Origin of the sequence: Pantoea sp. Ft-CA_14, from assembly GCF_024520875.1 — a bacterium.
Classification (GTDB): domain Bacteria; phylum Pseudomonadota; class Gammaproteobacteria; order Enterobacterales; family Enterobacteriaceae; genus Pantoea; species Pantoea agglomerans.
On the sequence record NZ_JALNPM010000008.1, the window covers coordinates 77764 to 92493 of the forward strand.

Sequence of the window (14730 nt, forward strand, 5' to 3'; positions counted from 1 at the left end):
TTACTGTACGAACTCCTCCCGCCAGACACAATCGGCATCACCAGGGATTGTGACCACTGCGTCTCAGGCACGTTGCACATAAAGATAGCGAGGGTGAAGCAGGATCAAGAGTGGTGAAGGTGTTCAGGGAGTTAAAAACCAATAAAAACGGCGGGATTGCCCCGCCGTTTTTTTACTACAGTTGTCTGCTACAACCAGGTCAGCGAATCGCGGTTAACGACGCGCCAGCAGCAGACCAAGTACCAGACCGGCTGTTGCACCGATACCGACACCCTGCCACGGTTTTTCGTGCACGTAGTCGTCTGCACGGTAAGCCGCTTGTTTAGCGCGATAGTAGTAGCTATCGGACGCCTGGCTGACACGGGATTTCACATCGTTCAGCGCCTGTTCGGCTTTGCTCTTAAGCTCAATGTACTTCTGATCGGCCGGATCACCTGATGCCTTAAGGACTTCTTCCAGCGTTTCAGTCAGTAACGCAATATCGTCATCGAGGCCCGTTTCGAATTGATTTGTCTGATTTACCATCGTTTCCTCCGTGTGAATTGCAAAGCAGTTCATTAACTATAGTCATAATCTGGCGCTCTGCTGATTTCCTGCTCCAGGAATCACCTGATTTTTCATCTGTTAATCTTGCTCAGTGCAGGCTGTGCGCCGTTTCGCTACGCAAAGAAGTGTAAGACGCAGCGGCAACCGCGGAATTTCGCTTCGCTTCTTTGATTAATCTGATAAATTTTGTCGTGACTGAATTTTCCAGTAACCCTACTGTCGTACCCCTCTGTTGCCTGTGATTATCGGGCCATGAAAGTGCATTTTGCACGACAGTCACGACACCCTCGAACAGCTAAGGAATAATCTCTGGCATGAATCGAAGAATGTTTATGAAAGCGTCAATGGCCTTCTCCGCCGTCAGCGGCATGACCGGCCTGTCAACGCTGTTTGCGCAATCCGCATGGGCAGAAGATGGCATTGCTGACGGAACCGCCGTACGCTTCGATTTCGACGTATTGAAGAAAAACGCGGCTGCACTGGCGAAAAAACCCTGGGGCGGAGCACCGGGCGCGCTGCCGGAGACGCTGGCCACATTGACCCCGCAGGCGTACAACGAAATTCAGTATGACGCCAACCACTCACTCTGGAACAACCTGCCCGATCGTCAACTGGACGTTCAGTTCTTCCATGTCGGTATGGGCTTCAAGCGGCGCATCCGCATGTTCTCTGTTGACGGTGAGAGTCGCGAAGCACGCGAAATTCACTTCCGTCCCGAATTGTTCAACTACAACGACGCCAGGGTCGATACGAAGCAGCTGGAGGGCAAAACTGACCTCGGCTTCGCCGGGTTCCGCGCCTTTAAAAAACCGGAACTGGCCCGTCGCGACATCGTCTCCTTCCTTGGCGCAAGCTACTTCCGTGCCGTTGACGATACTTTCCAGTACGGCCTCTCGGCGCGTGGCGTAGCGATCAACACCTTCAGCAATGGCCAGGAGGAGTTTCCCGATTTCACCGCCTTCTGGTTTGAAACGCCAAAAGCGGAAGATACCACCTTTACCTGCTACGCCCTGCTGGATGGTGCCAGCGTCACCGGTGCTTATAAATTCATCATCCATTGCGAAGAGAAACGCGTGGTGATGGAGGTGGAAAACCACCTGTTTGCCCGTAAAGAGATCCGTCAGATTGGCATCTCGCCAATGACCAGTATGTTCAGCTGCGGCACCAACGAACGCCGCATGTGTAACACTTACCATCCGCAGATCCATGACTCCGATCGTCTGGCGATGTGGACCGGTAAAGGCGAATGGATTGCCCGCCCGCTGAATAATCCTCAGCGTCTGCAGTTCAACGCCTATGAAGATGAGAATCCGCGTGGGTTTGGCCTGCTGCAGCTTAATCACGACTTCAAAGATTATCAGGATGTGATTGGCTGGTATGACAAACGTCCCAGCCTGTGGGTTGAGCCGGTCGGTAAGTGGGGCAAAGGCGCGATCAACCTGATGGAGATCCCGACCACGGGTGAAACGCTGGATAACGTGGTCTGCTTCTGGCAACCGGCTGAGCCGGTCAAAGCGGGCAGCGAGCTGAACTTCTCCTACAAGCTTTACTGGAGTGGTCTGCCGCCGGTGCGTAGCGGTCTGGCGCGCGTGGATGCAACCCGTACCGGTATCGGTGGTTTCCCGGAAGGCTGGGCGCCAGGCGAACACTTCCCGGAAACCTGGTGCCGCCGCTTCGCCATTGATTTTATTGGTGGCGATCTGCAGGCTGCTGCGCCGAAAGGTATTGAGCCGGTGATTACCGTTTCATCCGGCAGCGTGAAGCAGGTTGAGATTCTTTATGTCGATCCGCTTAAGGGCTATCGCATCCTGTTTGACTGGTATCCGAATAGCGATTCCACCGAGCCGGTAGAGATGCGTCTGTTCCTGCGCAGCAAAGATGAGACGCTGAGTGAAACCTGGCTCTATCAATATTTCCCGCCTGCGCCGGATCAGCGTAAATATGTCGATGACCGCCAGATGACGGTGGGTTGATGTAAACAGGCGAGGCTCAGGCCTCGCCTTTTTTTTATGGCGCGTTCTTCAGCATATCGACGTGAGGGATCCCATCTTCCAGGTAGTTCTCCCCCACCGCGACAAAGCCATGCTGCCCATAGAAACTTTCCAGATGCGCCTGCGCGGAGAGAAACAGATCGCGGCCCGGCCAGTGCTGCTGACAACTGTTGATTGCCTGCTCCATCAGACGATTCCCCAGCCGCGCACCACGAACCCGATCTGAAACAATCACCCGTCCGATTTTCACCGGGCTGGTCTCATCCTCCGGGGAGAGTAGTCGCGCATAGGCCACTAGTTGATCATCCGCCATTCCCAACAGATGCCGGTTTTCCGCGTGCAAATCTTTGCCATCCACATCAAGGTAAGCGCACTGCTGTTCCACCACAAACACGGCACTGCGCAACGCCAGCAGTGCATAGAGCTGTGAGGGGGTCAGTTCGCTATGGTGTTTATCCTGCCAGTTAATGTCCATGGTCTCTCCTTTAAACCACACACTCTACATCAGCGCGGTGTCGCCAGCACCTGCTGGTGACACTCTCTTACAGGCAAAAAAAATCAGGCCCGGAGGCCTGATTCGTCAGTCGCAGCAACGCGCTTACATCAGCGGCTGAGCCATCTGCACCAGTCTGATCAGCGGCTGCGGGTAAACCCCTAACAGCAGCACCAGAATGGCAGAAATCAGTACTACCACACCACCGGCCGTAAATGCCCAGTTAGCCGGGGTATCACGGGTATGCAGTTCTGGCGGGCTGAGGTAGAGACTCACCGTCACGCGCAGATAGTAGTAGAGGCCAATCGCACTACCCGCGACTACAGCACCGGTCAGCCACCACAGGTGCGCACTGACGCCTGAAGCGATAACGTAGAATTTACCGATAAAGCCCAGCGTCATCGGGATACCCGCCAGTGACAGCATCATCACCGTCATCACCGCTGACAGGATAGGACGATGCCAGAACAGACCGCGATAGGAGTAGAGCGAGTCAGCATCCGGGCCACGATACGGGCTGGACATCAGACTCACCACACCAAACGCGCCCAGGCTGCTGAACAGATAACCGGCCAGGTAAACGCCCGACGTTTCCAGCGACAGCTGATGATCTTTCACCGCAATCAGTGCCACCAGCAGATAACCGAGGTGGGCGATAGAGGAGTAACCCAGCAGACGCTTGATGTTGCTCTGCGAAATCGCCATCAGGTTACCGAACAGAATCGACACGAAGGCGATCATGGCCAGCACTGTGCGCACCGCTTCGCTGTCGGTCACCGGCGCATACATAAACAGACGCATGATGACACCGAAGATAGCAATCTTGCTGGCGGTGGCCAGGAAGGTTGAAACCGGCGCAGGCGCACCCTGATAAACATCGGGGGTCCAGAGGTGGAACGGAACCAGTGAGAGCTTAAAGCCCAGACCGATAATCATCATACCCAGACCCACCAGCAGCAGTGGCTCGTGGATCATGCTGTCAGTCAGGCTCTGGCCCAGCGCCACAAAGCTCAGGTTACCGGAGTCGGCGTAGATCAGCGCAATACCAAACAGCAGGAACGACGAGGCCGCCGCCGAAAGAATGGTGTACTTCAGTGCGGCTTCCAGTGAACGTTTCTGGCGGAAGGCGTAACCAATCAGACCAAACAGCGGCAGCGAAAGCAGCTCAATGCCGATGAACAGCGAAGCCAGATGGTTAGCACTGGCCAGCACGATGCCACCAAGTGCCGCAATCAGCACCAGCAGGTAGAACTCATCTTTGTTGTCCGGGAAGCCCGCCAGCCATGGATAGGCAAAGGTACAGGTCGCCAGACTCGCCAGCATGACCAGCGCGGTATAGAACATCGAATAGCCATCGACGCGCAGCAGCGGCGTGACATCCATCGCTCCGACCTGACCGACAAAGTAGAGCGAGAGCAGCGCCAGGTTCAGGCCAACTACCGTTAGCGTGGCGTTAACGAAGTGGTTGCGTCGCCAGGCAATGGACAGCATCACAACCACCACCGTCAATCCGACGATTAACAGCGGTAGCAACGCAATCAATTGGTGAGGAGTTATTGTCATGGCGAATTACGGCCTTGTAGTTGAAATTGAAGCGGTAAACCACTGCTGAATATTGCTCATGGCAGCGTGCGAAGTATCCAGAATCGGCTGTGGATAGACGCCCAGCAGCACCAGCAGCACCACCAGAACACCGATGGTCATAAACTCACGCGGTGACATGCCTGGCAGCGGATCTTTCGATTTCGCTTCGCCGTAATAAGCGCGCTGCATCATCACCAGCGAGTAAATCGAGGCAAACACCAGACCAAAGGTCGCGATGATGATAATCATCGGCACCACCTGGAAGCTGCCGGTCAGAATCATAAATTCGCCGACGAAGTTACCGGTGCCTGGCATACCGAGGTTGGCAACGGCAAAGAACAGCGACAGACCCGGAATCCATTTGATGCGCGACCACAGGCCACCCATCTGACGCATATCACGAGTATGCAGACGCTCATACAGCTGACCACACAGAATGAAGAGTGCTGCAGCGGAGAGACCGTGCGCAATCATCTGAATCACCGCGCCCTGTAGCGCCAGCTGGCTGCCGGTGTAGATGGCAATCAGCACAAAGCCCATGTGCGAAATCGAGGTGTAAGCAATCAGACGTTTGATATCAGTCTGCGAGAAGGCCATCCAGGCACCGTAGAAGATACCGATGATGCCCAACCACATGGCGATTGGCGCAAACTCGGCTGACGCATTCGGGAACAGCGGCAGACTGAAACGCAGTAAACCGTAAGCTGCGGTTTTCAGCAGGATACCCGCCAGGTCGACAGAACCAGCCGTTGGTGCCTGACTGTGCGCATCCGGCAGCCAGCCGTGCAACGGTACCACCGGCATCTTCACCGCAAAGGCGATAAAGAAGCCCAGCATCAGCAGATATTCAACACCGCTCGACATTGGGGTCTGCAGCAGCTGTTCGTAGTTGAATGTCCAGACGCCAGTCGCGTTGTAGTGGACAAACACCAGGCCCAGAATCGCAATCAGCATCACCAGACCTGAAGCCTGGGTATAGATGAAGAATTTGGTCGCGGCGGAAATACGGGTTTTGCCGTCCGATGCTTTATGACCCCAGAGCGCGATGAGGAAGTACATCGGCACCAGCATCATTTCCCAGAAGAAGAAGAACAGGAACAGGTCGATGGAGAGGAAAACACCGATTACGCCGCCCAGGATCCACATCAGGTTCAGGTGGAAGAAGCCCTGATACTTTGAAATCTCATTCCAGGAACAGAGCACCGCCATCAGACCGAGCAGGCCGGTCAGCACCACCATCAGCAGCGACAGGCCATCAATGGCTAAATGGAAGCTGATGCCGAAGCGTGGGATCCACGGAACGGAGAAACTTGACTGCCACTGCGGAATGCCCGCTGCCTGCGTCAGTGAATAGCCTCCCTGCAACCAGAGTTGCAGTGAAAGCGCCAACGTCAGCCCCATAGTGATCAGTGCGATCCAGCGTGGCACCTTCGCGCCGAGGCGCTCAGTGAGCCAGCAGATCAGACCACCGACGAAGGGTATGATAATTAGCCAAGGTAATAACACGGCACACTTCCCTTTTCTTTGTCTTAGTTCGGGCTATCTTACTTGCCATTTTGGCTCCCGGCAGTGCTCGCAATCCTCACATACCTCGGTATGCTCCGGTTGCTGTGCGCTGGCGGTAACCAAACTGGCCGCGACGATAACGCCCTTGCTCAGGACAATTTTTGACATTCTCAATGGGCAGATTAGCTAACCTGCCCCGCTCATCAATCTTTAAATCACCAGCAGCAGAGCCAGCACCAGCACGGCGCCCACACTCATTGACGCAACGTACCAGCGCAGGTAGCCATTCTCACTGACTACCAGGCCTTTGTTGGCAATACGTGACAGCAGTGCAGGCAGGTTCATCAGGCCATTCAGTGGGTCGCGCTTCAGCAGCCACGCAATACCCAGATAAGGTTTGACGAACACTTTATCGTAGAGCCAGTCGAAGCCCCAGGCCGCAAACCACCATGTGCCGAAGAAACGGCCTGGTGCACTGTTTGCGATACGGGTAACCAGCTCACGTTTGCCCAGCCACAGCGCGGCAGCGATCAGAATGCCGACAATCGCTACAACGCCCGAGGTGATTTCAAGTCCCACTTTGCCCGCTTCACCGAACTCATTGGCTGGCAGTACACCTGCCAGCGGCGGCGTGATCAGCGCACCAATAAAGGTGGAGAGCAGCAGCAGCACAATCAGCGGCAGATGATGGGTAATGCCCTTACCGGCGTGCGCATGAATTTTCTCTTCGCCGTGGAACACGATGAAGATCATACGGAAGGTATAGATAGAGGTCAGGAACGCCCCCACCAGACCCGCAACCATCAGGTTGATGTGACCGTTAGCCAGTGCGCCAAACAGGATCTCATCTTTACTGTAGAAGCCCGCCGTAATCAGCGGCAGTGCCGCCAGCGCCGCGCCGCCCACCAGGAAGCAGGTGTAGACCAGCGGAATGCTCTTACGCAGGCCACCCATTTTGAAAATGTTCTGCTCGTGATGGCAGGCCAGAATCACTGAACCCGAAGAGAGGAACAGCAACGCTTTAAAGAAGGCGTGCGTCATCAGATGGAAAATCGCTGCATCCCACGCCTGAACACCCAGCGCCAGGAACATGTAGCCAATCTGGCTCATGGTGGAGTAAGCGAGAACACGTTTAATATCGGTCTGTACCAGCGCGGCAAAGCCTGCCAGCACCAGGGTAATCGCCCCGATAATCCCGACCAGATGCAGCACTTCCGGCGTCAGCAGGAAGAGACCGTGGCTACGGGCAATCAGGTAGACACCTGCTGTCACCATGGTCGCGGCGTGGATCAGTGCCGAAACCGGTGTCGGACCAGCCATCGCATCTGCCAGCCAGGTCTGTAACGGCAGCTGAGCCGATTTACCGACCGCGCCACCCAGCAGCATCAGCGTTGCCCACTGCAGCATATGGTTATCTGCGGCAAAGTGCGCAGGTGCCAGCTCCATCATCTCGCGGAAGTTCAGCGTGCCCAGCTCGTTGTAGAGGATGAACAGACCAAATGCCAGGAAGACGTCGCCCACGCGGGTAATGATGAACGCTTTCATCGCCGCTTTGCCGTTTTCCGGATTGCTGTAGTAGAAACCGATCAGCAGATAAGAGCAGAGGCCTACCCCTTCCCAGCCCAGATACATCAGCATCAGGTTATCGGCCAGCACCAGAACAACCATGCTGGCGATAAACAGGTTGGTGTAGGCGAAGAAGCGGGAGTAGCCCTCTTCTCCACGCATGTACCAGGAGGCGAACATGTGAATGAAGAAACCGACACCGGTCACGACAGACAGCATGGTCAGCGACAGGCCATCCAGCGTCAGGTTCACCTTCATGTCGAAGTTGCCGACATGCATCCAGGTCCAGAGCGCCTGCGTGTAGGCTTGCTGACCGTTGGCGAAGAAGTCAAAACCGACCATCGCCGTGGTCAGGGCCGCCAGACCCACGGATCCCATACCAATCGTGGCCGACAGGTTCTCTGACCAGCGACCGCGCGAAAACGCTAACAGCAGAAAGCCGATCAGCGGAAACAAGACAGTTAAATAGAGAAGATTCATCCGCGCATCTCGCTCACAGTATCAATGTTCAGCGTCTGACGACGACGATAGAGCTGAAGCAGCAGTGCCAGACCAATACTGGCTTCCGCTGCCGCCAGGCTGATCGCCAGGATATACATCACCTGTCCATCGGCCTGACCCCAATAGCTCCCGGCAACCACCAGGGCTAAAGCGGCGGCGTTGATCATGATTTCAAGGCCGATCAGCATAAACAGCAGATTGCGGCGTATTACCAGCGACGTCAGTCCAAGGACAAACAGCACGGCAGCAAGAATCAATCCATGTTGTAACGGGATCATGCGTTCTCCTTTTTCACCTGAGCGGCGTCAGCATTACGGTTACTCAGGACTTCGCCCTGACGCTCCTCGCGACCGATATGGAACGCCACGACCAGACCCGCCAGCAGCAGCATTGAGGCCAGTTCAACCGCCAGTACGTAAGGACCGAACAGGCTGATGCCGACCGCTTTGGCGTCGATGATGGTGCCATCGATGCCCTGATCGTTGGCAGTCAGAATGGCGTAGACCATTACGACCAGCAGCAGCAACGAGACGATACCCGGGCCAATCCACAGTGAAGGGCTGAGCCACTCACGCTCCTGCTTCTCGGTCTGCTTGCCTAAGTTCAGCATCATGACCACGAAGACGAACAACACCATAATGGCACCGGCGTAGACGATGATCTCCAGCGCACCGGCAAAATAGGCTCCCATAGAGAAGAAGACGCCCGCGATCGATAACAGCGAAACGATCAGGTACAGCAACGCATGTACCGGATTAGTGTGGGTAATGACGCGCAACGTCGTCAGCACCGCCACCAGCCCGCAAAGATAAAACGCAAATTCCATGCCTTGCTCCTTAAGGTAATAAGCCTTTGACGTCGATAGGCTTCGCTTCGTTTTCTGCTTCGCCCTTATCTTTACCGTCAATCGCCATACCTGCCATGCGGTAGAAGTTGTACTCCGGATATTTACCCGGCCCCGAAATCAGCAGATCGTCCTTCTCATACACCAGATCCTGACGCTTAAACTCACCCAGTTCGAAATCGGGGGTCAGCTGAATCGCCGTGGTCGGACAGGCTTCCTCACACATGCCGCAGAAGATGCAGCGTGAGAAGTTGATGCGGAAGAACTCCGGATACCAGCGGCCATCTTTGGTTTCGGCTTTCTGCAGCGAGATACAGCCAACCGGGCAGGCAACCGCACACAGGTTACAGGCGACGCAACGCTCCTGACCATCCGGATCGCGGGTTAATACGATACGGCCACGATAGCGGGGTGGCAGATAAACCGGCTCTTCCGGATACATCTGAGTTTCACGTTTGGCGAAGGCGTGCAGCCCGATCAGCCAGATACTGCGAACTGTCGTGCCAAAGCCTACGACAATATCTTTCAAAGTCATTTGTTAACCCCTTACGGCGCTGTGTAGAGAATCACTGCGGCAGTCGCCAGCAGGTTCAACAGCGTCAACGGCAGACACACTTTCCAGCCGAATGACAGCACCTGGTCGTAGCGTGGGCGCGGAAGCGCAGCACGAATCAGGATGAACATCATCATAAAGAACGCCGTTTTCAGGGCGAACCAGATGAACGGCGGCAGGAATGGGCCGTGCCAGCCACCAAAGAACAGCGTCACAATCAGCGCTGAAACGGTGGTGATCGCCACATATTCGCCGACAAAGAACAGGCCGAACTTCATACCGGCATATTCGATGTGATAACCGTCCGCCAGTTCCTGCTCCGCTTCTGGCTGGTCAAACGGATGACGGTGACACACCGCCACGCCAGCAATACAGAAGGTCACGAAACCGAAGAACTGCGGAATGATGTTCCACAGGTGCGTCTGGCTGTTGACGATATCGTTCATATTGAACGAGCCCGCCTGCGCTACCACACCCATCAGCGACAGACCCAGGAACACTTCGTAGCTCAGGGTCTGCGCCGAGGCGCGCATCGCGCCCAGCAGCGAGTATTTGTTATTACTCGACCAGCCGGCAAACAGCACCGCGTAGACCGCAAGGCCCGCCATCATCAGGAAGAACAGCAGACCGATATTCAGGTCTGTCACCATCCAGGTTGGCGAAACCGGCACGATAGCAAAGGCCAGCAGCAGTGAAACAAAGGCGATAACCGGCGCAAGGGTAAAGATAAAGCGGTCGGTAAACGGCGGAACCCAGTCCTCTTTAAAGAACATTTTGATCATGTCCGCTACCAGCTGGAGCGAGCCGCCCCAGCCTACGCGGTTTGGTCCGTAACGGTTCTGGAACAGGCCGAGCAGACGACGCTCGGCGAAGCTCATGAACGCGCCGCAGGCCACAACCACCAGCAGAATCACGATGGCTTTAACAATGGCCAGCAGAATGTCGATAACGTCCGGTGTTAACCAGCTCATTGCGCCGCCTCCTGCAGAGTGTCGATTTTACCGTTCGCCAGGAATGGCGGAACGCCCGGCATGCCCAGCGGCAGACCAATCTGTCCCGCCTGCAGTGACGCCGAGAAACGGACCGGCAGACGCACTGTCTCACCGGCACAGATGAACTCAACCGCCGCGCCATTGTTGACGCCCAGCTTCGCTGCATCTTCCGGGTTAATCACCAGTGCAGGCGGTGCCATACGCTGCTGGAAGACCGGTGAACGCTGTGACATCTCTTCGCTACCAAACAGTTGGTAGAGAGGGGCCACGCGCCACTGCGCTTCACTGACGAATGCCGCCGGAACGTTGCTGAACCAGGGCAGACTGGCTGCGCTGGCTTCAAACAGCCGTACACCCGGATCGCCATTACGCAGTTTGCCGCCCACTTCAACCTGGAACTTGTTCCACGCCTGCGGTGAGTTCCAGCCCGGTGCCCAGGCAAACGGAATCTGCGAACGCGGTGCGCCTGGCTGGTTGTTCCCTTCCATTGAGAAGGCGAACATCGTGTCCTGATCCTGCGGCTGACGCGGTTCGTGCACGCTGATATTGGCGCGCGCCGCGGTACGGCCACTGGCACGGTGCGGTGAACGCGACAGTTTCTGTCCACGAATACGGAAGCTGGCATCCGGTGCCGCATCCTTGATTCCGGCCAGCTGTGGCAGATGACTGACCACCGCATCGATCACGTGGTCCAGCTGCGTCCAGTCGACGTGACGGCTTTTCAGCGTGCTGTGCAGCGAATGCAGCCAGCGCCAGCTCTCCAGCATCACTACGTTGTTGTCATAGTAAGAAGGATCGTAAACCTGGAAGAAACGCTGTGCGCGGCCTTCATGGTTGATCGAGGTGCCATCACTTTCGGCGAAGCTGGCGGTTGATAACACCAGACCCGCTTTCTCCAGCGTCGCGGTGCGCTGATGATCAACCACAATCACGTTAGTGGTCTGGGCCAGCGCCGCATCCACCAGCGCTTTCGGTGCATGGCGATAGAGGTCATTTTCCAGTACCACCAGCGCATCGGCTTCACCGTTGCTCAGCTGCTCCAGCGCGCTCTCCAGAGGATTGCCGCCCATCAGGCCAAGACCCATACTGTTGGCGTGTCCCGCCAGCAGCGTAATCCCGACGTCGGCACCGCGCGCTTTGAGCGCTTTGGCCACGTTGGCAGCCGCTTCGATCATCGCGCTGCTGCCGGAATGGGTCCCGGAAATAATTAACGGTTTTTTCGCGCCGGCCAGCGCCTGCACGATGACATCCATTTTGCCGTTCAGTTTGCTGTCGAAATCGGTCACTGCCGGAGCGGTTTCATCCAGCGCACTGGCGATAGCGAAACCGAGACGCGCCTGATCTTCAACCGGTGCGCGATAGCTCCATGCCGCGATATCATCCAGACGGGTTTCATCGACGTTAGTGATAAACAGCGGATGTTTCGCATTCTGACCGATGTTCAGGATCGCGGCGATCTGCCAGTCTGCCACTTTCTGAGCCGCAGCCATGTCGCGCGCTTTGCCTTTCACGGCCTGACGCACTGACAGCGCCACGCGTGCGCCCACCTGGGTCAGATCTTCGCCCAGCACCAGCACCGCATCGTAGCTTTCAATTTCACGCAGCGATGGCGTATAGATACCGCCCTCACGCAGGATTTTCAGCATCAGTTCAAGCCGGGCCTGCTCGCCCGCTGGCATGCCGGTAGAGAAGTTCTCTGCACCGACCAGTTCACGCAGCGCGAAGTTACTTTCGATGCTGGCGCGCGGCGAGCCGATACCGATCACTTTTTTCGCCTGACGCAGCAAATCTGCACCGGCATTGACCGCCTGCTCTGCGTTCAGCGTCACCCAGTCGTTGCCGCGCAGCAGCATCGGCTGGCGTGGGCGATCTTTACGGTTCACGTAGCCATAGCCAAAGCGGCCACGGTCACACAGGAAATAGTGGTTTACGGTGCCGTTATAACGGTTTTCGATACGGCGTAACTCACCATAACGCTCACCCGGGCTGGTGTTACAGCCCACACTGCACTGCTGGCAGATGCTCGGCGCAAACTGCATATCCCATTTACGGTTATAGCGTTCGGAGTGCGTTTTATCGGTGAAGACGCCGGTCGGGCAGATTTCAACCAGGTTACCGGAGAATTCGCTCTCCAGCGTGCCATCTTCCGGACGACCAAAGTAGACGTTGTCGTGCGCGCCGTAGACACCCAGATCCTTGCCATCGGCATAATCTTTGTAGTAACGCACGCAGCGGTAACAGGCGATACAGCGGTTCATCTCATGGGAGATGAACGGGCCGAGATCCTGATTACGGTGGGTACGTTTGGTGAAGCGATAGCGGCGGAAGCTGTGGCCGGTCATTACTGTCATATCCTGCAGGTGACAGTTACCGCCCTCTTCACACACCGGACAGTCGTGCGGGTGGTTGGTCATCAGCCACTCCACCACGCTTTCGCGGAACTCTTTCGCTTCGCCATCATCGATGGAGATGAATGTGCCGTCAGAGGCCGGCGTCATGCAGGACATGACAAGACGGCCGCGGGTATCTTCGGCATTCTGGAATTGCTTTACCGCACACTGGCGGCAGGCCCCAACGCTTCCCAGCGCCGGATGCCAGCAAAAGTAAGGAATATCAAGGCCCAGAGAGAGACATGCCTGTAGCAGGTTGTCCGCTCCGTTCACATCATACTCTTTACCGTCTACATGAATTGTAGCCATAGTGACATGCTTCCGTAAGGCTCGTCAGAGACGAGCGTTAATCATATTCTTGCCCCGACGCACGACATTGTCGGGGCGGCGGCACCAGGCCTGTTCCGTGTTCTTCGACGAATTACCAGCGCGCTTTCAGCAGGTTTGGCTGGATCCCGCCAATGGCGCGGGTATTGCCAAACACCTGCGGTGCCATGCCGGCTTCAAACTCTTCACGGAAATATTTAATCGCACTCTGCAGGGGCTCAACCGCACCCGGCGCGTGCGCGCAGAAGGTTTTACCCGGGCCAAGCTGACGGCAGAGTTGCAGTAAGGTTTCGATATCGCCTGGCTGACCCTGCTTCTGCTCCAGCGCACGCAGAATTTTTACGCTCCACGGCAGGCCATCGCGACACGGTGTACACCAGCCGCACGACTCACGGGCAAAGAACTCTTCCAGGTTACGCACCAGCGAGACCATGTTGATCTCGTGATCGACCGCCATCGCCAGCGCCGTACCCAGACGACTGCCCGCTTTGCCGATGCTGGCAAATTCCATGGGTAGATCCAGGTGCTGATCGGTCAGGAAGTCAGTCCCTGCCCCGCCGGGCTGCCAGGCTTTGAACTTCAGTCCGTCACGCATACCGCCCGCATAATCTTCAAGGATTTCACGTGCGGTGATACCGAATGGCAGCTCCCAGACGCCGGGATTTTTAACCCGTCCGGAGAAGCCCATCATTTTGGTACCGGCATCTTCGCTTTTAGAGATGTTTTTGTACCACTCCACGCCGTTGGCCAGAATCGCCGGAACGTTGGAGAGGGTTTCCACGTTGTTCACGCAGGTCGGTTTGCCCCACGCGCCCGCACTCGCCGGGAATGGCGGTTTCGAACGCGGATTAGCACGACGACCTTCCAGTGAGTTAATCAGTGCCGTCTCTTCGCCGCAGATATAACGACCTGCGCCGGTGTGGACAATCAACTCAAAGTCAAAGCCGGTACCGAGAATATTTTTACCGATATAGCCCGCTTCCGTCGCTTCAGCAATCGCACGACGCAGATGCACCGCGGCTTCAATGTATTCGCCACGTAAGAAGATATAGCCACGGTAAGCCTTCAGCGCAAAGGCGCTGATCAGCATGCCTTCCACCAGCTGGTGAGGCATCTGCTCCATCAGCAGGCGGTCTTTATAGGTGCCCGGCTCCATCTCATCGGCGTTACACAGCAGGTAACGGATATTCATCGACTCATCTTTCGGCATCAGGCTCCACTTCAGCCCGGTGGAGAAGCCCGCACCGCCGCGCCCTTTCAGGCCTGAATCTTTGACTGCCGCAACGATTTCATCCTGCGACATGCTTTTCAGCGCTTTTTCCGCACCGGCATAGCCGTTTTTACTGCGATATTCGTCAAGCCAGACAGGTTGCTTGTCGTCACGCATCCGCCAGGTCAGCGGATGCGTTTCTGCAGTGCGAATGATCTGTTTAATTG

The 14730-nt window shown here is 56.2% G+C and carries 12 protein-coding genes; 1 reads left to right on the top strand and 11 read right to left on the bottom strand.

From position 1 onward, the window contains the following. Positions 1 to 213 precede the first annotated feature (213 nt). Positions 214 to 525 (bottom strand): stress response protein ElaB, encoded by a 312-nt coding sequence (elaB, locus tag NR195_RS13555; RefSeq protein ID WP_010258091.1) that lies wholly within the window; start codon positions 523 to 525, stop codon positions 214 to 216. A 335-nt stretch (positions 526 to 860) separates the two neighbouring features. Here elaB and NR195_RS13560 point away from each other — a divergent pair, with 335 nt between their 5' ends. Continuing rightward, positions 861 to 2519 carry a glucan biosynthesis protein D gene (locus tag NR195_RS13560; protein WP_022625071.1) on the top strand — a complete coding sequence of 553 codons (1659 nt, stop codon included), beginning with the start codon at positions 861 to 863 and terminating at the stop codon, positions 2517 to 2519. A 34-nt stretch (positions 2520 to 2553) separates the two neighbouring features. Here NR195_RS13560 and NR195_RS13565 read toward each other — a convergent pair whose 3' ends face one another. The 10 genes from NR195_RS13565 to nuoF form a co-directional block, all read right to left on the bottom strand. Continuing rightward, a complete protein-coding gene (locus NR195_RS13565) occupies positions 2554 to 3012 on the bottom strand; it encodes a GNAT family N-acetyltransferase (RefSeq protein WP_010671456.1) in 459 nt (152 codons plus the stop codon). Between the two features lie 123 nt (positions 3013 to 3135). Further along, a complete protein-coding gene (gene nuoN / locus NR195_RS13570) occupies positions 3136 to 4593 on the bottom strand; it encodes an NADH-quinone oxidoreductase subunit NuoN (protein ID WP_010258083.1) in 1458 nt (485 codons plus the stop codon). Positions 4594 to 4599: 6 nt separating this feature from the next. Next, entirely contained in the window at positions 4600 to 6120 is a 1521-nt protein-coding gene (gene nuoM, locus NR195_RS13575) for an NADH-quinone oxidoreductase subunit M (protein ID WP_010258081.1), read from the bottom strand. A 210-nt stretch (positions 6121 to 6330) separates the two neighbouring features. After that, entirely contained in the window at positions 6331 to 8166 is a 1836-nt protein-coding gene (nuoL, locus tag NR195_RS13580) for an NADH-quinone oxidoreductase subunit L (RefSeq protein ID WP_010258078.1), read from the bottom strand. Further along, positions 8163 to 8465, bottom strand: coding sequence for an NADH-quinone oxidoreductase subunit NuoK (nuoK, locus tag NR195_RS13585; RefSeq protein ID WP_003854236.1), 303 nt, complete (start codon positions 8463 to 8465; stop codon positions 8163 to 8165). Before nuoK ends, nuoL begins: the two co-directional genes overlap by 4 nt. Beyond that, on the bottom strand, positions 8462 to 9013 hold the full coding sequence (gene nuoJ, locus NR195_RS13590; RefSeq protein WP_010258075.1) for an NADH-quinone oxidoreductase subunit J: 552 nt from the start codon (positions 9011 to 9013) through the stop codon (positions 8462 to 8464). Before nuoJ ends, nuoK begins: the two co-directional genes overlap by 4 nt. A gap of 10 nt (positions 9014 to 9023) precedes the next feature. Next, positions 9024 to 9566: an NADH-quinone oxidoreductase subunit NuoI gene (nuoI, locus tag NR195_RS13595; RefSeq protein ID WP_003854239.1), complete on the bottom strand. Its 543-nt coding sequence runs from the start codon at positions 9564 to 9566 to the stop codon at positions 9024 to 9026. Between the two features lie 11 nt (positions 9567 to 9577). Beyond that, the gene (nuoH, locus tag NR195_RS13600) at positions 9578 to 10555 is read right to left on the bottom strand and encodes an NADH-quinone oxidoreductase subunit NuoH (protein ID WP_003854240.1); all 978 of its coding nucleotides are present in this window, start codon (positions 10553 to 10555) and stop codon (positions 9578 to 9580) included. Next, positions 10552 to 13275 carry an NADH-quinone oxidoreductase subunit NuoG gene (gene nuoG / locus NR195_RS13605; RefSeq protein WP_256844616.1) on the bottom strand — a complete coding sequence of 908 codons (2724 nt, stop codon included), beginning with the start codon at positions 13273 to 13275 and terminating at the stop codon, positions 10552 to 10554. Before nuoG ends, nuoH begins: the two co-directional genes overlap by 4 nt. Positions 13276 to 13387: 112 nt before the next feature. Then, complete coding sequence (gene nuoF / locus NR195_RS13610) at positions 13388 to 14728, bottom strand: NADH-quinone oxidoreductase subunit NuoF (RefSeq protein WP_029519446.1); 1341 nt, start codon at positions 14726 to 14728, stop codon at positions 13388 to 13390. Between the last annotated feature and the right edge of the window lie 2 nt (positions 14729 to 14730).

Bases quoted from the DNA above. Each gene is read 5' to 3' on its own strand.
- nuoN (WP_010258083.1), bottom strand. From the start codon at position 4,593: ATGACAATAACTCCTCACCAATTGATTGCGTTGCTACCGCTGTTAATC.
- nuoI (WP_003854239.1), bottom strand. From the start codon at position 9,566: ATGACTTTGAAAGATATTGTCGTAGGCTTTGGCACGACAGTTCGCAGT.
- nuoJ (WP_010258075.1), bottom strand. From the start codon at position 9,013: ATGGAATTTGCGTTTTATCTTTGCGGGCTGGTGGCGGTGCTGACGACG.
- nuoG (WP_256844616.1), bottom strand. From the start codon at position 13,275: ATGGCTACAATTCATGTAGACGGTAAAGAGTATGATGTGAACGGAGCG.
- nuoL (WP_010258078.1), bottom strand. From the start codon at position 8,166: ATGAATCTTCTCTATTTAACTGTCTTGTTTCCGCTGATCGGCTTTCTG.
- elaB (WP_010258091.1), bottom strand. From the start codon at position 525: ATGGTAAATCAGACAAATCAATTCGAAACGGGCCTCGATGACGATATT.
- nuoH (WP_003854240.1), bottom strand. From the start codon at position 10,555: ATGAGCTGGTTAACACCGGACGTTATCGACATTCTGCTGGCCATTGTT.
- nuoK (WP_003854236.1), bottom strand. From the start codon at position 8,465: ATGATCCCGTTACAACATGGATTGATTCTTGCTGCCGTGCTGTTTGTC.
- NR195_RS13560 (WP_022625071.1), top strand. From the start codon at position 861: ATGAATCGAAGAATGTTTATGAAAGCGTCAATGGCCTTCTCCGCCGTC.
- NR195_RS13565 (WP_010671456.1), bottom strand. From the start codon at position 3,012: ATGGACATTAACTGGCAGGATAAACACCATAGCGAACTGACCCCCTCA.